The organism is Pseudomonas sp. GM55, from assembly GCF_000282395.1.
Taxonomy (GTDB): Bacteria; Pseudomonadota; Gammaproteobacteria; order Pseudomonadales; family Pseudomonadaceae; genus Aquipseudomonas; species Aquipseudomonas fluorescens_CC.
In genome coordinates, this window is sequence record NZ_AKJJ01000034.1 from 20,352 (window position 1) to 41,004 (window position 20,653).

18 protein-coding genes are annotated in these 20,653 nt (G+C 62.1%); 14 read left to right on the top strand and 4 right to left on the bottom strand.

Annotation, left to right across the window (positions count from 1 at the left end):
- Nucleotides 1–60: 60 nt before the first annotated feature.
- The 11 genes from aroQ to PMI31_RS05705 all read left to right on the top strand — a co-directional run bounded on the left by aroQ (nt 61) and on the right by PMI31_RS05705 (nt 13,020).
- Nucleotides 61–516, top strand: coding sequence for a type II 3-dehydroquinate dehydratase (gene aroQ, locus PMI31_RS05655; protein WP_007971361.1), 456 nt, complete (start codon nt 61–63; stop codon nt 514–516).
- 24 nt (nt 517–540) lie between these two features.
- On the top strand, nt 541–1,005 hold the full coding sequence (gene accB, locus PMI31_RS05660; RefSeq protein WP_007994227.1) for an acetyl-CoA carboxylase biotin carboxyl carrier protein: 465 nt from the start codon (nt 541–543) through the stop codon (nt 1,003–1,005).
- Nucleotides 1,006–1,022: 17 nt separating this feature from the next.
- Nucleotides 1,023–2,381, top strand: a complete 1,359-nt coding sequence (gene accC / locus PMI31_RS05665) for an acetyl-CoA carboxylase biotin carboxylase subunit (protein ID WP_008016786.1) — start codon at nt 1,023–1,025, stop codon at nt 2,379–2,381.
- 286 nt (nt 2,382–2,667) lie between these two features.
- Nucleotides 2,668–3,546, top strand: a complete 879-nt coding sequence (gene prmA / locus PMI31_RS05670; RefSeq protein WP_008016788.1) for a 50S ribosomal protein L11 methyltransferase — start codon at nt 2,668–2,670, stop codon at nt 3,544–3,546.
- A 30-nt stretch (nt 3,547–3,576) separates the two neighbouring features.
- On the top strand, nt 3,577–4,839 hold the full coding sequence (locus PMI31_RS05675; RefSeq protein ID WP_008016789.1) for a DUF3426 domain-containing protein: 1,263 nt from the start codon (nt 3,577–3,579) through the stop codon (nt 4,837–4,839).
- A 184-nt stretch (nt 4,840–5,023) separates the two neighbouring features.
- Nucleotides 5,024–6,034, top strand: coding sequence for a tRNA dihydrouridine synthase DusB (gene dusB, locus PMI31_RS05680; RefSeq protein ID WP_008016791.1), 1,011 nt, complete (start codon nt 5,024–5,026; stop codon nt 6,032–6,034).
- A complete protein-coding gene (gene fis, locus PMI31_RS05685; RefSeq protein ID WP_015093301.1) occupies nt 6,031–6,351 on the top strand; it encodes a DNA-binding transcriptional regulator Fis in 321 nt (106 codons plus the stop codon). Before dusB ends, fis begins: the two co-directional genes overlap by 4 nt.
- 82 nt (nt 6,352–6,433) lie before the next feature.
- On the top strand, nt 6,434–8,041 hold the full coding sequence (purH, locus tag PMI31_RS05690) for a bifunctional phosphoribosylaminoimidazolecarboxamide formyltransferase/IMP cyclohydrolase (RefSeq protein ID WP_008016793.1): 1,608 nt from the start codon (nt 6,434–6,436) through the stop codon (nt 8,039–8,041).
- A gap of 143 nt (nt 8,042–8,184) precedes the next feature.
- On the top strand, nt 8,185–9,480 hold the full coding sequence (purD, locus tag PMI31_RS05695) for a phosphoribosylamine--glycine ligase (RefSeq protein WP_008016794.1): 1,296 nt from the start codon (nt 8,185–8,187) through the stop codon (nt 9,478–9,480).
- A gap of 100 nt (nt 9,481–9,580) precedes the next feature.
- Nucleotides 9,581–12,358: a hybrid sensor histidine kinase/response regulator gene (locus PMI31_RS05700; RefSeq protein WP_008016796.1), complete on the top strand. Its 2,778-nt coding sequence runs from the start codon at nt 9,581–9,583 to the stop codon at nt 12,356–12,358.
- A gap of 65 nt (nt 12,359–12,423) precedes the next feature.
- Nucleotides 12,424–13,020, top strand: a complete 597-nt coding sequence (locus PMI31_RS05705; protein WP_008016797.1) for a MarC family protein — start codon at nt 12,424–12,426, stop codon at nt 13,018–13,020.
- A 51-nt stretch (nt 13,021–13,071) separates the two neighbouring features.
- Here the strand turns inward: PMI31_RS05705 and cobJ are convergent, their stop codons facing one another.
- From cobJ to cobG, 4 genes are read right to left on the bottom strand one after another with little or no spacing between them, the layout of a single operon-like run.
- Nucleotides 13,072–14,775, bottom strand: coding sequence for a precorrin-3B C(17)-methyltransferase (gene cobJ, locus PMI31_RS05710; protein WP_008016799.1), 1,704 nt, complete (start codon nt 14,773–14,775; stop codon nt 13,072–13,074).
- Complete coding sequence (locus PMI31_RS05715; RefSeq protein ID WP_043302239.1) at nt 14,775–15,506, bottom strand: precorrin-2 C(20)-methyltransferase; 732 nt, start codon at nt 15,504–15,506, stop codon at nt 14,775–14,777. The genes cobJ and PMI31_RS05715 overlap by 1 nt, the downstream gene beginning before the upstream one ends.
- Nucleotides 15,506–16,132: a precorrin-8X methylmutase gene (locus PMI31_RS05720; protein WP_007979603.1), complete on the bottom strand. Its 627-nt coding sequence runs from the start codon at nt 16,130–16,132 to the stop codon at nt 15,506–15,508. The genes PMI31_RS05715 and PMI31_RS05720 overlap by 1 nt, the downstream gene beginning before the upstream one ends.
- Entirely contained in the window at nt 16,125–17,447 is a 1,323-nt protein-coding gene (gene cobG, locus PMI31_RS05725; RefSeq protein ID WP_008016801.1) for a precorrin-3B synthase, read from the bottom strand. Before cobG ends, PMI31_RS05720 begins: the two co-directional genes overlap by 8 nt.
- Before the next feature lie 168 nt (nt 17,448–17,615).
- Between cobG and PMI31_RS05730 the strand changes: the two genes are divergently transcribed.
- The 3 genes from PMI31_RS05730 to PMI31_RS05740 are packed head-to-tail and all read left to right on the top strand — an operon-like array spanning nt 17,616 to nt 20,639.
- Complete coding sequence (locus tag PMI31_RS05730; protein WP_008016802.1) at nt 17,616–18,827, top strand: bifunctional cobalt-precorrin-7 (C(5))-methyltransferase/cobalt-precorrin-6B (C(15))-methyltransferase; 1,212 nt, start codon at nt 17,616–17,618, stop codon at nt 18,825–18,827.
- Nucleotides 18,820–19,917 carry a cobalt-precorrin-5B (C(1))-methyltransferase gene (locus PMI31_RS05735; protein ID WP_008016804.1) on the top strand — a complete coding sequence of 366 codons (1,098 nt, stop codon included), beginning with the start codon at nt 18,820–18,822 and terminating at the stop codon, nt 19,915–19,917. Before PMI31_RS05730 ends, PMI31_RS05735 begins: the two co-directional genes overlap by 8 nt.
- Nucleotides 19,914–20,639, top strand: coding sequence for a cobalt-precorrin-6A reductase (locus PMI31_RS05740; protein WP_008016806.1), 726 nt, complete (start codon nt 19,914–19,916; stop codon nt 20,637–20,639). The genes PMI31_RS05735 and PMI31_RS05740 overlap by 4 nt, the downstream gene beginning before the upstream one ends.
- Nucleotides 20,640–20,653 lie beyond the last annotated feature (14 nt).

Sequence of the window (20,653 nt, forward strand, 5' to 3'; positions counted from 1 at the left end):
GGCTTTGCGGCATAGTCGCCGGGTTCTGACAATTGCTCACGGATAACAAAGGAACCGCCGATGGCGACACTACTCGTATTGCACGGACCCAACCTGAACCTGCTCGGCACTCGCGAACCGGGTACCTATGGCGCCACGACGCTGGCGCAGATCAACCAGGACCTGGAACGCCGTGCCCGCGAAGCCGGTCACCATTTGCTGCACCTGCAAAGCAATGCCGAGTACGAATTGATCGACCGTATTCACGCTGCCCGCAGCGAAGGCGTGGACTTCATTTTGATCAATCCGGCAGCATTTACACATACAAGTGTCGCATTACGTGACGCGCTGCTGGCGGTGAGCATCCCATTCATCGAAGTGCATTTGTCTAACGTGCACAAACGCGAACCTTTCCGCCATCACTCTTACTTCTCCGACGTAGCGGTGGGAGTGATCTGCGGCCTTGGCGCCAGCGGTTACCGACTGGCCCTGGAGGCCGCCCTGGAACAGCTTGAACAACAAGTTAACCGCCCCTGACCGACCCTTGGGAGTTGATGATTCATGGATATCCGTAAAGTTAAGAAACTGATCGAACTGCTGGAAGAGTCCGGCATCGACGAGCTCGAGATCAAGGAAGGCGAAGAGTCCGTACGCATCAGCCGTCATAGCAAGACCCCGGCTCAGCAGTACTACGCGCCGGCTCCAATGCCTGCTCCGGTTGCCGCGCCTGCCGCTGCCGCCGCTCCGGCTGCCGCTGCTGCACCTGCTGCCGCCGCCGCTCCGGCACTGAACGGTGCCGTTGCCCGTTCGCCGATGGTCGGTACTTTCTATCGCAAGTCTTCGCCAACCTCGCCGTCCTTCGTTGAAGTCGGCCAGACCGTGAAGAAAGGCGACACCCTGTGCATCGTTGAAGCCATGAAGATGATGAACCACATCGAAGCTGAAACCAGCGGTGTGATCGAATCCATCCTCGTCGAAGACGGCCAGCCGGTTGAGTACGACCAACCGCTGTTCACCATCGTTTGAACCGCGGAGAGCCTTTGATGACTGCGAAGTTGGAAAAAGTTCTGATCGCCAACCGCGGTGAGATCGCCCTGCGGATCCTGCGCGCCTGCAAAGAGATGGGCATCAAGACCGTCGCCGTTTACTCCAAGGCTGACAAGGAACTGATGCACCTGGGCCTGGCAGACGAATCCGTCTGCATCGGTCCGGCATCGGCCGCCCATTCCTACCTGCACATTCCGGCAATCATTGCCGCAGCCGAAGTGACTGGCGCCACCGCCATTCACCCGGGCTACGGCTTCCTTGCGGAAAACGCCGACTTCGCCGAGCAGGTCGAGAAATCCGGCTTCGCGTTCATTGGCCCGAAAGCCGAAACCATTCGCCTGATGGGCGACAAGGTATCGGCCAAGCACGCCATGATCGCCGCCGGTGTACCGACTGTTCCGGGCTCTGACGGCCCGCTGCCGGAAGACGAAGAAACCGCTCTGCGCATCGGTCGCGAAGTCGGTTACCCGGTGATCATCAAGGCCGCTGGCGGCGGCGGTGGTCGCGGCATGCGCGTTGTGCACAAAGAAGAAGACCTGATTGCCTCGGCCAAACTGACCCGCTCCGAAGCAGGCGCGGCGTTCGGCAACCCGATGGTCTATCTGGAAAAATTCCTGACCAACCCACGTCACGTGGAAGTCCAGGTCCTTTCCGATGGCCAGGGTCATGCCATCCATCTGGGCGACCGCGACTGCTCGTTGCAACGTCGTCACCAGAAAGTTCTCGAAGAAGCGCCGGCACCGGGCATCGACGAGAACGCGCGCGAGGAAGTCCTCGCCCGCTGCGTCAGGGCGTGCATCGACATCGGTTACCGTGGCGCAGGCACTTTCGAGTTCCTGTACGAGAACGGTCGCTTCTACTTCATCGAGATGAACACTCGTGTCCAGGTAGAGCACCCGGTATCGGAAATGGTCACCGGCATCGACATCGTCAAGGAGATGCTCAGCATCGCCGCCGGCAACAAGCTGTCGTTCACCCAGGATGACGTCGTCATCCGCGGTCACGCACTGGAATGCCGGATCAACGCCGAAGACCCGAAAACCTTCATGCCGAGCCCGGGCACGGTCAAGCATTACCACGCTCCAGGCGGCAATGGCGTTCGCGTCGATTCGCACCTGTACAGTGGCTATGCCGTTCCGCCGAACTACGATTCGTTGATCGGCAAGCTGATCACCTACGGTGCAACCCGTGACGAAGCCATGGCGCGCATGCGCAATGCGCTGGACGAAATCGTAGTCGACGGGATCAAGACCAACATCCCGCTGCACCGCGACCTGACCCGCGATGAAGGCTTCTGCAAAGGGGGCGTGAATATTCACTACCTCGAGCACAAGCTGGCTGGCGAGAAGCACTAAGCTTCGAACCCATCAACAAAGCCGCCCTCGGGCGGCTTTGTTGTATCTGGACGCATCCTCAGATAGGCGACTTCGCACATTCCCTGTGGGAGCGGCGGTGCGACGATTCGACTTGCCCGCGAAGGCGTCTGCACATCCAACATCAATGTGACAGGCAGTCCGCTTTCGCGAGCAAGCCCGCTCCTACAGGTACAGTGGACTCCCACAAAAGCCTCGCGCTCGCGTAAACTTGCGCGCTTCTCGCAGCCCGCTAGGCTGCAATCAACATTTTTCAAAGGTGCCCGCCATGCCTTGGCTGCAAGTACGTCTCGCCATCAGCCCAGAACAAGCCGAAACCTATGAAGACGCTTTCCTTGAAGTGGGCGCCGTGTCGGTGACCTTCATGGACGCCGAAGATCAGCCGATCTTCGAGCCGGAACTCAACACCACGCCACTGTGGTCGCACACACACCTGCTGGCCCTGTTCGAAGGCGGTACCGAGCCCGGCCCGGTACTGGCCCATCTGGAGCTGTTGACCGGCAGCCCGCTGCCTGAACACCACAGCGAAGTGATCGAAGACCAGGACTGGGAACGCAGCTGGATGGACAACTTCCAGCCGATGCGTTTCGGCCAGCGCCTGTGGATCGTGCCAAGCTGGCACGCCGCGCCAGAGCCTGATGCCGTGAATCTGCTGCTGGACCCGGGCCTGGCATTCGGCACCGGTACCCACCCGACTACCGCACTGTGCCTGGAATGGCTCGACGGTCAGGACCTGAAGGACTGCAACGTGCTGGACTTCGGCTGCGGCTCGGGGATTCTGGCGATTGCCGCCCTGTTGCTGGGCGCCAAACAGGCCGTCGGCACCGATATCGACGTGCAGGCGCTGGAGGCCTCCCGCGACAACGCCGGACGCAACAACATTGCCGAAGAGCTGTTCCCACTGTACCTGCCGCAAGACCTGCCGCAGGTTCAAGCCGACGTACTGGTGGCCAACATTCTCGCCGGCCCGCTGGTGTCCCTGGCGCCGCAGTTGTCCGGCCTGGTCAAGTCGGGTGGTCGTCTGGCGCTGTCGGGCATCCTTGCCGAACAGGGCGACGAAGTCGCTGCCGCCTACGCCAAAGACTTCGATCTGGACCCGATCGCCAATCGCGATGGCTGGGTGCGCATCACTGGCCGTCGGCGCTAGAATGACCGCCTGCATAATCCGGATCGCCGCATGACCGATAGCTTCGTCACCCAGTGCCCGCATTGCCAAACCAGCTTCCGCGTCAGCCATGCCCAATTGAGCGTGGCGCGTGGCGTGGTTCGTTGCGGCTCCTGCCTGCAGGTGTTCAATGCCGCCAGGCAGTTGCTTGAACAGGCCGGCAAGGAACCACCGGTAGTGACGCCGATCCCGCCCGTGCAGCCTGCGGAGCCTGTGGAGCCCCTCGAACCCTCGCCGCCGCGCGCCATCAACCAAAAGCATTGGAGCGCGACCGAACTGGACCTGGACAGCCTCGACCTCGACGAAGAGCTCGCCCGGCTCGAACAGCGGGAGATCCAGCCAGCCACCGAACTCGGTCGCCATCGCGACGACTCGCTGAGCGCCCGTCGCGACAGCACCGGGCCGGATGACGAAGAGCCGTGGTCCGGCAGTCTGTTCAGTGAATCGGCGGCCGATCGTGCGCAAGCCGACGAACCGCTCGACAGCCCTGAAACGCCAGAGCCCACGGTCGAACCGGGCAAGGCCTCACGTACCGAACCGTCACTATCCCTGGAACCGGTTGATCTGGACGACGAGCCGCAGCCACCCCAGTTGCGATTGCACGACCCTCTCGATGCACCGTTGAACAACGACCGCCTGTCGGCCAGCGACGAAAAAGAAATCGACGACAACCTGCCCTCGATCGAACCGCTGCGCAAACGACGCGAACGCAGTGAGCCGGGCGTGCGCGCCGAAGTGCTGCAGGACCTGACCGACGATCCGCTGCAACTGGATTGGCAAAAACGCCGCTCACCCTGGGGCCGACGGCTGTTGTGGGCGCTGCTGGTGCTGATTGCCGCTGGCGCCCTCGCCGGCCAGTACATCGCCTACCATTTCGACGAACTGGCGCGACAGGATCAATATCGTCCGTGGTTCCAGCAACTTTGCCCGCAAATCGGCTGCACCGTACCTTCCAAGGTCGACATCGCGAAAATCAAAAGCAGCAACCTGGTGGTGCGCAGCCATCCCGAGTTCAATGGCGCTCTGGTGGTCGATGCGATCATCTATAACCGTGCGCCCTTCTCCCAGCCTTTCCCGCTGCTGGAACTGCGCTTCGCCGACCTCAATGGCCACCTGATCGCCAGCCGCCGCTTCAAACCCGGCGAGTACCTCAATGGCGATCTCGAAGGCATGGCGGAAATGCCTCCGCAAACGCCGATCCACATCGCCCTGGACATTCTCGACCCCGGCGCCAAGGCCGTGAACTACAGTTTGAGCTTTCACTCTCCGGAGTGAAACGCTTCATCGACCCCGGGTTGATGTCGGCTTTTTGACTCCGCCCGGCAAACCAAACCACGGGTAATAACAGAATAACTGTTCAGATTTTGTTCAATTCAGCCTTTATCCAGTCATCGAGAGCGGGTATCATGCCAACCCTTTTTCGAACTCTCATGATCCGGCCCCACAACAGGGAAGTCCTATGTCGGCGGTACGCATCGGCCCATACACATTACATAACAGCTTGATTCTCGCCCCCATGGCGGGCGTCACCGACCAGCCCTTTCGTCAGCTGTGCAAGCGCTTGGGCGCGGGACTGGTTGTCTCGGAAATGGTCACCAGCGACATGAGCCTGTGGAACACCCGCAAGTCGCGCATGCGCATGATCCACGAAGGTGATCCCGAGCCACGCTCGGTACAGATCGCCGGTGGGGACGCGCAGATGCTGGCGGACGCCGCCCGTGCCAACGTTGAAATGGGCGCGCAGATTATTGATATCAACATGGGCTGTCCGGCAAAAAAAGTCTGCAACAAGGCTGCCGGTTCCGCACTGTTGAAGGATGAACCCCTGGTAACCGAGATCCTGCAGGCTGTCGTGGCCGCGGTCGATGTGCCGGTTACCCTGAAGATCCGGACCGGTTGGGACCGGGACAACAAGAACGGCCTGACGGTGGCGAAAATCGCCGAACAGGCAGGCATTACGGCGCTGGCGGTGCATGGCCGCACCCGTGCCGACCTGTACACCGGTGAAGCCGAGTACGACACCATTGCCGCGATCAAGCAGGCGGTGTCGATTCCGGTCTTCGCCAACGGCGATATCGACTCGCCGGAAAAAGCCCGGTACGTGCTCGACGCGACCGGTGCCGATGGCCTGCTGATTGGCCGGGCCGCCCAGGGGCGGCCGTGGATTTTTCGCGAGATCGACCATTTCCTGCGTACCGGCGAGAAGCTCCCGGCGCTGGAACTGATCGAGGTGGAACGCATTCTGCTAGAGCATCTGGCCGCCCTGCACGCCTTCTATGGCGATGTCATGGGTGTGCGCATTGCTCGAAAGCATGTGGGCTGGTATCTCGCAACCCTGCCGGGCGCCAGGGAGTTTCGCGCCCACTTCAATCGTTTGGATGGTACGGATACACAATGCGCCAACGTTCGGGCATTTTTCGCCGAGCGTTACAAGAGCCTGACAGGGGACGGAGAGTGGGTGGCCGCATGACGATGATGACCGAGACTTTAGTGAGTGGAACAACACCCGTGAGCGACAACGTAAATTTGAAACAGCACCTCAATACGCCAAGCGAAGAAGGCCAGACCCTTCGCGGGAGTGTCGAGAAGGCGCTGCACAATTATTTCGCCCACCTTGAGGGCGCTGCCGTCACGGATGTGTACAACCTGGTGCTCTCCGAAGTCGAGGCTCCCCTGCTCGAATGCGTGATGAACTATGTCAAGGGCAACCAGACCAAGGCCAGCGAGATGCTCGGACTGAACCGGGGCACGCTGCGCAAGAAACTCAAGCAATACGACTTGTTGTAAGCATTCAATCAAACCAGAAAGGCGCCCGCGTAAAACCGGTCGCCTTTTTTGCTGACTTCCTTTGCTTTTGATGGAAATTGAGATGACCGACCAGACTACCCGCCTGCCGATCCGCCGCGCCTTGATCAGCGTTTCCGACAAGACCGGGATCCTCGAATTCGCCAAGGAGCTTGAAGCCCTGGGCGTCGAGATCCTCTCCACCGGCGGAACGTTCAAGCTGCTGCAGGACAACGGCGTTGCCGCAGTGGAAGTCGCTGATTACACCGGTTTTGCGGAAATGATGGACGGCCGGGTGAAGACCCTGCACCCGAAAATCCACGGCGGGATCCTCGGTCGTCGCGGTATCGACGACGCCATCATGAACGAGCACGGCATCAAGCCGATCGACCTGGTAGCAGTCAACCTGTACCCGTTCGAAGCCACCATCAGCAAGCCAGGCTGCGACCTGCCGACGGCGATCGAGAACATCGACATCGGCGGCCCGACCATGGTCCGTTCCGCCGCCAAGAACCACAAGGACGTGGCCATCGTGGTCAATGCCAGCGATTACGCCAGCGTCCTGGAAAACCTCAAGGCCGGCGGCCTGACCTATGCCCAGCGTTTCGACCTGATGCTCAAGGCCTTCGAACACACCGCCGCCTACGACGGCATGATCGCCAACTACATGGGCACCGTGAACCAGGCTGCTGACACTCTGAGCACAGAAGGTCGCAGCGAATTCCCGCGCACCTTCAACAGCCAGTTCATCAAGGCTCAGGAAATGCGCTACGGCGAGAACCCGCACCAGAGCGCGGCGTTCTACGTTGAAGCCAAGCCTGCCGAAGTCGGCATCGCCACCGCGACCCAACTGCAAGGCAAGGAACTGTCGTACAACAACGTGGCCGACACCGACGCCGCGCTGGAATGCGTGAAGAGCTTCGTCAAGCCGGCTTGCGTGATCGTCAAGCACGCCAACCCGTGCGGCGTGGCGGTCAGCCCGGACGCCGAAGGCGGCATCCGCAAGGCCTACGACCTGGCCTACGCCACCGACACCGAGTCCGCTTTCGGCGGCATCATCGCCTTCAACCGTGAACTGGATGCCGAGACCGCCAAGGCGATCGTCGAACGTCAGTTCGTCGAAGTGATCATCGCGCCTTCGGTCAGCGAAGAAGCCCGCGCCATTGTCGCTGCCAAAGCCAACGTACGCCTGCTGGCCTGCGGTGAGTGGTCGGCTGACCGCGCGGCAGCGTGGGACTACAAGCGCGTCAACGGTGGCCTGCTGGTACAAAGCCGCGACATCGGCATGATCGGCGCCGATGACCTCAAGGTCGTGACCAAACGCGCACCGAGCGAGCAGGAAATCAACGACCTGATCTTCGCCTGGAAAGTCGCCAAGTACGTGAAGTCCAACGCCATTGTCTACGCCAAGAATCGCCAGACCATCGGTGTCGGCGCTGGCCAGATGAGCCGCGTGAACTCCGCGCGTATTGCTGCGATCAAGGCTGAACATGCTGGCTTGCAGGTAGCGGGCTCGGTGATGGCTTCCGACGCCTTCTTCCCGTTCCGCGACGGCCTGGACAATGCGGCCAAGGCGGGCGTGACTGCTGTGATCCAGCCAGGCGGCTCGATGCGTGACGCAGAAGTGATTGCTGCTGCCGACGAAGCCGGTATCGCAATGGTCTTTACTGGCATGCGCCACTTCCGTCACTAAGCACACGTCCACTGTAGGAGCCGGCTTGCCGGCGAAGGGGCCCCGTCAGACACACCGCGGCGCTCCTTTCGCTGGCAAGCCAGCTCCTACAAGAGCATTCAGCAGGATGCTTCCCCGAATTTGCGTCATCCGAGGTTTTTGAAATGAATGTTTTGATCATTGGCAGCGGTGGCCGTGAACACGCCCTGGCCTGGAAAGTGGCTCAGGATCCGCGCGTGCAGAAGGTGTTCGTGGCTCCGGGCAACGCCGGTACCGCCATCGAAGCCAAGTGTGAGAACGTCGCCATCGACGTACTGGCGCTTGAGCAACTGGCAGACTTTGCCGAGAAAAACGTTTCCCTGACCATCGTCGGCCCTGAAGTGCCGCTGGTTGCCGGTGTTGTGGATCTGTTCCGCAGCCGCGGCCTCGACTGCTTCGGTCCGACCGCTGGCGCTGCGCAACTGGAAGGTTCGAAAGCCTTCACCAAGGATTTCCTGGCTCGCCACAAGATCCCGACTGCCGACTACCAGAACTTCACCGAAATCGAGCCGGCCCTCGCTTACCTGCGTGAAAAAGGCGCTCCGATCGTGATCAAGGCCGACGGCCTGGCCGCCGGTAAAGGCGTGATCGTCGCCATGACCCTGGCCGAAGCCGAAGACGCCGTGCGCGACATGCTGGCGGGCAATGCCTTTGGCGATGCGGGTTCGCGCGTGGTCATCGAAGAGTTCCTGGACGGCGAAGAAGCCAGCTTCATCGTCATGGTCGACGGCAAGAACGTGCTGCCGATGGCCACCAGCCAAGACCACAAACGCGTCGGCGACGGCGACACCGGTCCAAACACCGGCGGCATGGGTGCTTACTCCCCGGCGCCAGTGGTCACCGCAGAGGTGCACAAGCGCGTCATGGACCTGGTGATCTGGCCGACCGTGCGCGGCATGGCCGAGGAAGGCAACGTCTACACTGGCTTCCTGTACGCCGGTCTGATGATCGACAAGGCTGGTAACCCAAAAGTCATCGAATTCAACTGCCGTTTCGGCGACCCTGAGACCCAACCGGTGATGCTGCGCCTGCAGTCGAGCCTGGTACTGCTGGTCGAAGCCGCCTTGGCCCAGGCGCTGGATAAAGTAGAAGCACAATGGGATCCACGCCCGAGCGTCGGCATCGTCCTGGCCGCTGGCGGCTATCCTGGTGACTACGCCAAAGGCGCAGCCATCAAGGGGCTGGATGCAGCCTCTGCACTGGAAGGCAAGGTTTTCCACGCCGGCACTGCGCTCAAGGATGGTCAGGTAGTGACGGCCGGTGGTCGTGTATTGTGCGCCACAGCCATGGGTGCCAGCGTCGACGCCGCACAACAGCAGGCCTACAAGCTGGCGGCAGCGATTGACTGGGAAGGCTGCTTCTATCGCAAGGACATTGGCTACCGCGCCATTGCCCGCGAGCGTGGCGAGAACCAGGAATAAGGTAAATACCGCGCCAGGCAATGAACACGGTTTATTGCCTGGCTATTCCGGCGCCGCGCATCGTTATATTCTGGCATCAACCTAACGAAGGGATTTCGCCGTGCGCTGGCTCAGGATTGCCATAAGCTTAACCGTCACGTTGCTGACCTTGCTCTGCATGCTACCGGCCCAAGCCGTGCAAGGCAGTGGCTGGGCGGTATTGCTCGACGAACAGGGCGACCTGCAACTGAGCGACATCCGCTCCGCACGCTACACCAATCAATTCAGCCCTATCGAACTCGACCGCATTACCGCGGCCGAACCCGATGGCGCGTTATGGTTGCGATTCAGGCTGGCACCGGGCAAACACGAACAGTTGCTGCGGGTGTTCGCGCCTGACCTGCACCAGTTCAACATGTACGTACTGGACGGCGACAAGCTGATCGATCAATCCAGCACGGGCAACGAACAGCCCCAATCCGAGCGGCCATTGCCCAGCAGCGACTTCATGCTGGCCCTGCCGCAAAGCGACAACCCCCTCGATGTATACCTGCGACTGGCCTCCGACCACCAGTTACGGCCCTATATCACCCTGCAATCGGCGATCATCGCAGCTGCCAACCAGAACCAGACGCTGATCTATGGCCTGCTGTTCGGTTGCATCGTCATGTTGATCCTGCACAATCTCATCCGCTACGCCTACACCCGCTCGCGCAGTGCCCTCTGGCTGGCGGCGTGCGAAGGGCTGTTGATGCTCAGCCTGCTGCTGTTGCTGAACCTCGCCGGCCCCTGGCTACCCGACTGGCATGCACTGCAAACGCCGGGGGCTTACCTGGCACTGCTACTGACTGCGCCCTGCGGTCTGATGCTTGCCTATCGCTTTTTCTCCCCGCTCGGGCCGCACCCGCTGAATCGGTTGCTGCTGGGCGAGGTCCTGCTCATCACCGCCTGCGGCCTGATGCTGCTGTTCGTCAATACCTTGCCACTGAACTTCATAACCTACGGCCTGGTTGCCCTGGCAGGCCTGACCATGCTGTTCATCAGCGCCTATCACTGGCAAAAAGGTTATCGCCCGGCTCGCCTCTTCGTGGCGGCCATGGTGGTGTTCAATCTCGGGGCACTGGTCATCCTGCCCGCGCTGCTGGGGCTGACCCTGATCGAACCCCATGGCCTGATCACCACATTGCTGGCGTTCATCTGTATCAGCGGCCTGCTGATGAGCATTGCGTTGAGCGAGCGCCAGCGCCGCATTACAGAAGACCGTTTCAGCATCAGTCGCGACCTGGCGGCCAGCAACGCCGAAATCAACGCCAAGGCCGAATTCCTGGCGAAGATCAGCCATGAGATCCGTACCCCGATGAACGGCGTCCTCGGTATGACCGAACTGCTGCTGGGCACACCGCTTTCGGTCAAGCAACGCGACTATGTGCAGACGATCCACAGCGCCGGCAACGAGTTGCTGACACTGATCAACGAAATTCTCGACATTTCCAAACTCGAGTCCGGGCAGATCGAACTGGACGACGTGCAGTTCGACCTCAACGCACTGATCGAAGACTGCCTGAGCATCTTCCGCGCCAAGGCCGAGCAGCAAAACGTCGAGTTGATCAGCTTCATCCAGCCACAAGTGCCGCGGGTGATCAGCGGTGACCCGACGCGACTGCGCCAGACCCTGTTGAGCCTGTTGGAAAACGCCCTGAAAAAAACCGACGAAGGCGAAATCCTGATCGTCGTGGCGCTCGACGAGCGCAGCGCCAAACCGCGCCTGCGTATTGCCGTGCAGGACAGCGGCGAGCCCATGGATGCCGAAGAGCGCGACGCCCTGATGCACGCCGAACTGCATAGCCGGCATTTCCTTTCGGCCACCCACCTGGGTGGCAACCTGGGTCTGGTGATTGCCCGGCAACTGATTCGCTTGATGCAAGGGGAATTTGGAATCAAGAGTGGCAGCAACCAGGGCAGCACCCTGTGGCTGACCCTGCCGCTGGACCCGGATCGCCTCGAACACCCAACCTCAGACCTCGACGGCCCGTTGCAGGGTGCACGGGTATTGGTGGTGGACGACAACGACACCTGTCGCAAGGTGCTGGTGCAACAATGCAGCGCCTGGGGCCTGAACGTCAGCGCCGCGCCTTCCGGCAAGGAAGCGCTGGCACTGTTGCGCACCAAGGCTCATTTGCGCGATTACTTCGATGTGGTCCTGCTGGACCAGAACATGCCCGGCATGACCGGCATGCAACTGGCGGCCAAGATCAAGGAAGACCCGAGCCTGAACCATGACATCCTGCTGATCATGCTCACCGGCATCAGCAATGCGCCGAGCAAGATCATTGCGCGCAACTCCGGGATCAAGCGCATCCTCGCCAAGCCGGTGGCCGGCTACACCCTCAAGACCACCCTGGCCGATGAACTGTCCCAACGCAACAAAGGCCTGGTTATCACGCAGCCACTGCCAAACGGCCCTGCCCTGCCGGTCAAGGTCCCCTGCGACTTCCGCATTCTGGTGGCCGAAGACAACAGCATCTCGACCAAGGTGATCCGCGGCATGCTGAACAAGCTCAATCTGCAACCGGATACCGCTTGCAACGGCGAAGAAGCCCTGCAGGCGATGAAAGCCCAGCGTTACGACCTGGTCCTGATGGACTGCGAAATGCCGATCCTCGACGGCTTCTCGGCCACCCAGCAATTGCGTGCCTGGGAAGTCGGCAACCAGCGCGTCCGTACCCCCGTGGTGGCATTGACCGCCCATATCCTGGCCGAACACAAAGAGCGTGCGCGACAGGCCGGCATGGATGGGCACATGGCCAAACCGGTCGAACTGTCGCAGCTGCGCGAACTGATCGAGCACTGGGTCGCCCAGCGTGACCAGCACAATCGCGCAACGACCCAAACGTCCTGAGCCGACAGACTGCGCAACCCCTGATAGACTCCCCCTCGACTTCCCTCGCCAGTGAGCCCGGCACCATGCTCCATGTGTTGTTCAGCGTTTACCTGAAGATGCTGGTGCTCTACAGCCCATTCTTCGTATTGTCCTGCTTCATCAGCCTGACCCGTGGTTATTCGCGCAAGGAACAGCGTCGGCTGGCCTGGAAAGTAGCGGTCGCCACACTGGTCTCCAGTGTGCTGCTGTACTTGTTCGGCCGAGTGATTTTCAGTGTTTTCGGCATTACCGTGGACGCCTTCCGCATCGGCGCAGGCAGCGTACTGTTCATTTCGGCACTCGGAATGGCACAAGGCAAATCGGCGGTACAGACCGACAACGTGCAGCAGGATGTGACCATCGTCCCGCTGACCATTCCGCTGACCGTCGGCCCCGGCACCATCGGTGCCTTGCTGGTGATGGGCGTGAGCCAGCCGCACTGGGACGACAAGCTCACCGCCATTGTCAGTATTGCCCTGGCCAGCTTCACCGTGGGGGTGGTGCTTTATCTGTCGAGCCGCATTGAACGCATACTCGGCGATCAGGGCTTGCAGATTGTCAGCCGCTTGATGGGGCTGTTTGTTTGCGCGCTTGCGGCACAGATCATCTTTACCGGCGTGAAAGGCTATCTGGCGCCCTGACACTTGATCGCGGTGGAGCACGGCTGAAAAGCCCGTACTCCACCTGAAAAATCAGGTCAATGGCTTCTCGCCGTACCAGCGTGGTGTGTAGACCCACTCTCCTCCTCCAGCACGTGGAAAAACGCAGGTCAGGGATGAACCGATCAACACCATGGTGCGCATGTCGACCTGATCCGGGGTCAATTGGCCAAGGGTGGTGATCCGCAGTGTTTGCCCCGGGCGCCCGATGTCCCGGCCCAACACCACAGGAGTCTCAGGCACACGGTGCCGGGCGACGATTTCAAGCGCCTGGCCCAGTTGCCATGGCCGCGAACGAGAAATCGGGTTGTAGAACGCCAGGGCCAGATCGGCTTGAGCGGCCAGGTCCAGCCGTTTCTCGATGATTGCCCATGGCTTGAGGTTATCCGACAGCGACAGCACACAGAAGTCATGGCCCAGTGGTGCACCGGCCTGGGCGGCTGTCGCCAGCGAGGCCGAAACCCCCGGCAGAATCTCGAGATCAACATTATGCCAGTGGGCATCGGTGGATTCATGCAGCGCTTCCAGCACCGCCGCAGCCATGGCAAAAACCCCCGGATCCCCTGAAGAAACCACCACTACCGAACGCCCTTGGGCGGCCAGTTCGAAAGCGTGTCGGGCGCGTTGCATCTCTTCGCGGTTGTCGGTGCAATGCAGCACCTGATCGGCGCGAAACGGCCCAGCCATGCGCACGTAGGTTTCGTAACCCAGCACGTCGGTTGCGCGGGCCAGTTCCGCCTTCACGGCCGGCACCATCAGTTCCGCGGCACCCGGCCCCAGACCGATCACGGCCAGGCGTCCACGAGGCCGGCCAACCTGCAACGGATCCAGCGGTTGACCGGCAACCGCGATGGTCAGCGTATCGTCGCCATGGAGGCTGACAGGCTCGCCGATCGCCAAGCGCAGGCACTCGCCGAGATTCCCCCTGGCGCTGGCGAAACGCAGCGGCACACCCAATTCAAGCGCCGCTTCGCGCAACCCGGGACTGGCCATTTCTGTGTCGGCGACCAACAGGCAAGCCAACGACTGCAAGGCAATTTTGGCCCGATGCAATGCCTGGCGCACAGCCCCCGCGACGTTCACCAGGCCAGCATCCACTGCGACCACCACATTGCGCGGATAGATCAACAGCTCATTGGCCGCGGGTGTCCGTTCGGCATGACTGACATGCACCGCCAATCGGGCCTGGGCATCTTCGGGCAACTGCGCCTGCGCCAGCCACGGGGCCTCACCCTCAATGCGCACCGTTTCCCCCGCGAGCAAATCGGAAACGAAACGCTTGCCCAGTTCCAGATCGCCAAGGGCATAACCGCTGGGCGGGTTGAGCAGGCACGTGCCAAAACGCAATTCGCCGCTGGTGGTGATCGCAGCAGCGACTTCAAGCCCGGCGGCAATCTCCCGAGCCATCACATTCACCCCGCCGAGACCACCCAGCAGTGGAACCACGGCGCTGCCGTCTTCGGCCACCGCCAGTACCGGTGGTTCGGCGCCCTTTTCCAGCAACAGGGGCGCCAGCGTGCGAATCACGATCCCGGCCGCGCACAGGGCAATGATCGGTGTGCCCTGTTGGTAGAGCTCGCGCAGGGTCGCGCCAAATTCGTGATAGACCCGATCCGCGCCGTCGACCCGTTCGGCCAGGCCGTGGATCACTGCGTCGGGGTACACCTGCTGAATGCTGCGTGCGGTAGCGAGGCTGCCATTGCCAAGTATGACAATCGCCGGAACTGGACGAGTCATCAGCCTTGCCACCTTTCACCGGGAACGATGATCAACGAGAAGTACGGCGAGGACATCGGCTCGACCTGATCCAGCGGCACGATCTTCTGATTGGCCATGGTCGCGCGTTCAACGTACAGCGCACGCTCGGCCAGACCGAGCTCTTCCAGCACCTGGCGGACCTTGGGAAAGTTGCGGCCCAGTTTCATGATCACCGCCGCATCGGCATCGGCCAGGCGGCGCTTGAGTTCGTCGTGCGGCAGCACACCGGACAACACCGACAGGCTCTGATTGCGATACACCAGTGGTGCACCGAGCACCGAGGCACCGCCGAGCATCGAGCACACACCGGGCACGACTTCAGCCTGATAACGCTGGGCGAGCCGGTCGTGCAAGTACATGTAGGAGCCGTAGAAGAACGGATCGCCCTCGCAGATCACCGCCACGTCACGGCCCGCGTCGAGATGCGTGGCCAGTTCTGCGGCAGCGTCATCGTAGAAGTCACTGATCACTTGCTCGTAGGACAAAGGAGCCGGCAAGGCTTCGGTGGTCACCGGGTACACCAGTGGCAACAGGTTCTGGGCATCTTGCAGGTGCGCTTCGATGATGCCGAAGGCATTGCCCTTCTTGCCCTTGGCGACAAAGTACGCCACTACAGGCGACTCGCGCAGCAAACGCAGAGCCTTGACGGTAATCAGTTCCGGATCACCGGGACCGACGCCGAGGCCGATCAAACGTCCAGGTTGCTGCATCATTCGATCTCCGTGGCGAGGGCATTGACAGCGGCGGCGGCCATGGCGCTACCGCCCAGGCGACCCTGCATGATGACAAAAGGCACGCCACGGCTGTCGGCCGCCAGCGCTGCCTTGGATTCGGCAGCACCGACAAAGCCCACCGGAAAGCCGAGGATCAACGCCGGTTTCGGCGCGCCGGCGTCGAGCATTTCCAGCAAATAAAACAGTGCCGTCGGGGCGTTGCCGATGACCACCACGCTGCCTTCGAGGTGCGGACGCCACAATTCCAGCGCAGCGGCTGAACGGGTATTGCCCAATTCACGGGCCAGTTCCGGAACGCTCTCATCGCGCAAGGTGCAGATCACCGGATTGTTCGCCGGCAACCGCGCGCGGGTCACGCCCTCGGAGACCATCCGCGCATCGCACAAGATCGGCGCGCCAGCTGCCAGCGCGTCACGCCCGGCCTTGCCCGCCCCTTCGGAAAACTGCAAACCGTCGATAGCCTCGACCATGCCGCAGGCGTGAATCACACGGACCGCGAGTTTCTCCAGATCGGCCGGGATTCGGTCGAGGTTGGCCTCGGCGCGAATGATCGCGAAGGAGTTGCGATAGATCTCCTGACCGTCGCGGATGTAATCAAGCATCAAGTGGGCTCCGTGAGCGGGCGTCGAGCAGGGCCGCGACCGCTTCAATAGTAAGGTTGCGTGCGTGCAGTGCGCCGAAACCCGGCTGCACTGCATCGCGAAAATAGAGATCGTAGTGACCGGGGGCGACGGCCAGCAAGGTGACGGGCGCCGTATGCGCGGCGGCGCAGGAACGCGCGCATCCGCTCAAATGCACGCTTGGCGTTTGACCCTGACGCTGCAGCAGTGAGGCCAGTTGCCGGGCATCGCCCTTGGTCTCGGCCAGGCCTTTACCACAGCCATTTGAACCGGTGCAGGCGATCAACCGCGACAAGGGCTGATCGGCTTCGCACTGCAAGCCCAGACATTGCAATTGCCGAATGACCTCAGCGGCGTTTTGCGCGCGGACATTGGGCAGCAGCAGGCTTTGCCAGGGTGTGAAGCGCAGACTGGAATCACCGAACTCCCGTGCAAGTTGTGCCACACCCCGCAGCATCGCCGGATCGAGTCGCCCCAGCGGCGGGACAGCCCCCACATAGACAACACCGGACTCGACCTGGGGATGGGCGCCGATGTGCAAATCACTTGAGCCCGAAACCCGTTGCCAGTCGACAACGGCTTGCATCGGCACTCGCTCAGCCAGCCGAAGCAGTAAGGCCTCGACCGAGCACTCGGTCAGCAAATGGCGCATCCGCGTCTGCTCGGGGCGCGCCAGTTCAAGGAACAACTCAAGGACCGCGACCACCAGCGCGTGCCCGTCATCGAGTGCAACCGAACCGGCGGGGCTGTCCGTCGGGCATCCCGCCAGACCGAACGCCAGCCGTTGCTCACCGTCTCGCACAAACGCGGAGAGCCACAGGTCATGGGGATGTTCGAGCATCGCCAGGTCTTCACCGCCATCAAGCAGCACGGCGAACTTGGCACTGAGGTCGTGAAAAACCGCGTGGCTTTGCAGTGTGGCGAGGATCTGCCCGGCCAGCGGGCGAGTGTCGAACAGCATGCACCGATCGATCCCGGCGCCGGGGCTGAGCATCAGGTTGCGCACATCGTCGCCAGCCGCCGTGCGCGGTCCCAGATCGGCGGCCAGCAGGCTGTCGATCAACGCCGATTGCTCGTTGCCGACGCCGCGGATCTGCAGGTTGGCCCGGTTGGTCGCCTCGATCGCTCCGCTGGCGAAACGCTCGGCCGCAGCCGCCACCGCCTCGGCCTGGACGCAGCTGATCGAACCGCCGTTCAACTTGATCCGGCAGATGCCGCCATCCAGTGCCGGCACGATACGCAGCAACCCCGGACAAGCCGAGGGGCGTAAGGCAGCGGACAGCGGACGTTCGTTCAAGGCGGACCCGTTCAGGTGGCGAGGCGATTCACGGCGAAAGTGCGCGGTATTATGCCTGCTTTACTTCGCTGCATGAAAAGACTCCGGTCGGGAAGAGAAGGCAGTCAGCTCAAGGAACCCGCGCTATCATGCCGCCCAACAACGTTGAACGCGTGATTGAGGAACGGCATGACACCCTGGCTGACGGTAGTAGGCATCGGCGAAGACGGTTTCAAGGGCCTGGGCAAGAACGCCCGGCATGCGCTGTTGCGCGCCGCGAAAATCATCGGCGGCCAGCGGCACCTGGATTTGCTCCCGCCGTGCATACGCGGCGAGCGCCAGCCGTGGCCGAGCCCCTTCTGCCTTGAGTCGCTGCTGGCGCACCGTGGCGAACCCGTTTGCGTTCTGGCCAGTGGCGATCCGATGTTCTTCGGCGTCGGCGCCAGCCTTGCCCGACAACTCCCCGCAGCCGAGATGCTGACGCTTCCCGCGCCCTCCTCCTGCTCACTGGCCGCAGCGCGAATGGGTTGGCCGTTGCAGGAGGTGGTGACACTGTCGGTGGTGGCCCGGCCTGTCGCCGCACTCAACGCCCACCTGTCCAGCGGCGTGCGCTTGCTGGTATTGAGCAACGACGGCCGCAGCCCCGCCGCCATCGCTGCACTGTTGCGCGAACGTGGCTTCGGCCCTAGCCGTCTCACCGTGCTGGAACATCTGGGAGGCGACGCCGAACGACGCATCGACGGTATCGCCAGCGACTGGATCCATTCGCCGATCGCCGACCTGAACCTGATCGCCATCGAGTGCATCGCCGAGCCGAACACGTTGCGGTTGTCGCGACTGGCTGGCCTGCCGGACTCGGCGTTCCGGCACGACGGCCAACTGACCAAACGCGATGTGCGCGCCATCACCCTCGCGCGCCTGGCTCCGACTCCCGGCGAACTGTTGTGGGACGTCGGCGCCGGCAGCGGCTCGATCGGCATCGAATGGATGCGCGCTCACCCCAGTTGCCGCGCACTGGCCATCGAAGCAGATGCGGGCCGCCAATCGTTGATCGAACACAACCGCGATGCCCTCGGCGTACCTGGTCTGCAGCTGGTTCGCGGCAGCGCGCCCCAGGCCTTGGCCGGGCTCGAGCGACCCGATGCGATTTTCATCGGCGGCGGTGTCACCCGCGAAGGCGTGCTTGATGCCTGTTGGGCCGAACTCAAACCCGGGGGCCGGCTGATTGCCAACGCAGTCACCCTGCAAAGTGAAATGACCCTGATGGCCTGGCGCGAGCAACACGGCGGGGAGTTGACCCGCATTCATATCGCCCAGGCACAACCGCTCGGCGACTTCGACACCTGGCGCCAGGCCTTGCCGATTACCTTGCTCGACGTGACGAAACCCTTCGATGCGTGATGAAACCGCCGAACAACCTGCCCCCCTGCGCAGCGGCCTGACCACCGGCAGTTGCGCCACGGCTACCAGCCTCGCCGCCGCGCGCCTGCTGCTGGATGGCACATTGACCGATGCGGTGGAAATCGTGCTGCCCAAGGGCAAACAGGTGCAGATGCGCCTGGAGTTCTGCCGCCTCACCGAGGACGGCGCCGAAGCGGGAACCCTCAAGGATGCCGGTGACGATCCCGACGTGACCCACGGAGCCCTGCTGTACTCCCAGGTGCGCCTGAGCGCCGAACCGGGGACTCGCTTCAAGGCCGGACTTGGCGTCGGCACCGTGACCCGGCCGGGACTGGTGCTGGGTGTCGGCGAGCCCGCGATCAATCCGGTGCCTCGCAAAATGATCAGCGAGCACTTGGCCCGACTGGCCGACGAACTCGGCTACAGCGGTGGTTTCGACGTCACGGTCAATGTCGAGAACGGCGAAGCACTGGCACTGAAAACCATGAACCCGCGCCTGGGCATTCTTGGCGGCCTGTCGATACTCGGTACCAGTGGCATCGTCCGGCCGTTTTCCTGCGCGGCCTACATCGCCTCGATCCACCAGGGCATCGACGTGGCGAAAACCAACGGTTACCTGCACATCGCCGCCTGCACCGGCAACGCCAGCGAAGACACCATGCGCAGGGTCTACAACCTGCCGGAAATCGCCCTGATCGAAATGGGCGACTTCGTGGGCGCCGTGCTCAAGCACCTGCGCAAAGTACCTGTGGATAAACTCAGCCTGTGCGGTGGTTTCGGCAAGATCAGCAAACTGGCGGCCGGGCATATGGACCTGCACAGTCGTCATTCGAGCATCGACCTACCGCAACTGGCGTTATGGGCAGCGCAAGTTGGCGCCGATGCGGCCTTGCAGCAGAGCATCCGCGAGGCCAACACCAGCCAGCAGGCACTGGCCATGGCCGCCGCCGCCGGGGTAGCCCTGGGAGATGCGGTCTGTCAGCACGCCCTGGAGTTTGCCCGCAGCGTGGTGCCGGCGCAGGTTCAGGTGGAAGTCTTTGCCATCGATCGCCAGGGCGGGATCGTTGGCCATGCGGGAGCCTTTCAATGAAACGCATCCTGTTGCTCGGCGGCGTGACCGAAGCCATGGTCATTGCCCGCACGCTGGGCCCACAGCATATCTACAGCCTGGCCGGGATCGGTCGGGTGCCGACCGATCTGCAATGCCAGGTTCGCGTCGGCGGCTACGGTGGTGCCGAGGGCCTGGCGCAATTCATTCGCGATGAAGGGATCGATCTGCTGCTCGACGCCACTCACCCCTACGCCGCCCAAATCAGCCAGAACGCCGCGACCGCCGCACGCTTGAGCTGCGTTCCCTGCTGGGCGCTAAGGCGTCCAGCCTGGCAAGCCCAGGCGGGTGATGACTGGCGGGAAGTCGCCGATTGGGCCGAACTGATCGAAGCCCTCAAGCCCTTCCGTCGACCGCTGTTCACCCTCGGTCGCGAGCCCCTGCAACACCTGGATGACATTCCCGCGGAGCAATTCTGGACCCTGCGCGCACTGGACGTGTATCCGGGCAACGAACGCTGCGAAGTGATCGGCGCCCGAGGCCCCTTCCTGATCGACGATGAACGCGAGTTGTTCGAGCGGCGAAACATCGACGTGCTGATCAGCAAGAACAGCGGCAGCACGGCGACCGAGCCGAAACTGGAAGTCGCCCGTGAGCGGGGGGTGCCGGTGATTGTTTTGAAGCGGCCGGTGTTATCGGGGGTTGATCGGGAGTTCCTGACGCCTGAGGAAACACTTGGCGCGTTGTCGGTCTTCGTTCATTAGGTCAGGATCATTGG

What these genes read in the sequence shown, in the direction of transcription:
- PMI31_RS05740 (WP_008016806.1), top strand. Translation starts at nt 19,914, where the DNA reads ATGAAACGCATCCTGTTGCTCGGCGGCGTGACCGAAGCCATGGTCATT.
- accB (WP_007994227.1), top strand. Translation starts at nt 541, where the DNA reads ATGGATATCCGTAAAGTTAAGAAACTGATCGAACTGCTGGAAGAGTCC.
- fis (WP_015093301.1), top strand. Translation starts at nt 6,031, where the DNA reads ATGACGATGATGACCGAGACTTTAGTGAGTGGAACAACACCCGTGAGC.
- PMI31_RS05715 (WP_043302239.1), bottom strand. Translation starts at nt 15,506, where the DNA reads ATGCAGCAACCTGGACGTTTGATCGGCCTCGGCGTCGGTCCCGGTGAT.
- PMI31_RS05720 (WP_007979603.1), bottom strand. Translation starts at nt 16,132, where the DNA reads ATGCTTGATTACATCCGCGACGGTCAGGAGATCTATCGCAACTCCTTC.
- PMI31_RS05675 (WP_008016789.1), top strand. Translation starts at nt 3,577, where the DNA reads ATGACCGATAGCTTCGTCACCCAGTGCCCGCATTGCCAAACCAGCTTC.
- PMI31_RS05730 (WP_008016802.1), top strand. Translation starts at nt 17,616, where the DNA reads ATGACACCCTGGCTGACGGTAGTAGGCATCGGCGAAGACGGTTTCAAG.
- purH (WP_008016793.1), top strand. Translation starts at nt 6,434, where the DNA reads ATGACCGACCAGACTACCCGCCTGCCGATCCGCCGCGCCTTGATCAGC.
- dusB (WP_008016791.1), top strand. Translation starts at nt 5,024, where the DNA reads ATGTCGGCGGTACGCATCGGCCCATACACATTACATAACAGCTTGATT.
- aroQ (WP_007971361.1), top strand. Translation starts at nt 61, where the DNA reads ATGGCGACACTACTCGTATTGCACGGACCCAACCTGAACCTGCTCGGC.
- PMI31_RS05735 (WP_008016804.1), top strand. Translation starts at nt 18,820, where the DNA reads ATGCGTGATGAAACCGCCGAACAACCTGCCCCCCTGCGCAGCGGCCTG.
- accC (WP_008016786.1), top strand. Translation starts at nt 1,023, where the DNA reads ATGACTGCGAAGTTGGAAAAAGTTCTGATCGCCAACCGCGGTGAGATC.
- prmA (WP_008016788.1), top strand. Translation starts at nt 2,668, where the DNA reads ATGCCTTGGCTGCAAGTACGTCTCGCCATCAGCCCAGAACAAGCCGAA.
- PMI31_RS05705 (WP_008016797.1), top strand. Translation starts at nt 12,424, where the DNA reads ATGCTCCATGTGTTGTTCAGCGTTTACCTGAAGATGCTGGTGCTCTAC.
- purD (WP_008016794.1), top strand. Translation starts at nt 8,185, where the DNA reads ATGAATGTTTTGATCATTGGCAGCGGTGGCCGTGAACACGCCCTGGCC.
- cobJ (WP_008016799.1), bottom strand. Translation starts at nt 14,775, where the DNA reads ATGACTCGTCCAGTTCCGGCGATTGTCATACTTGGCAATGGCAGCCTC.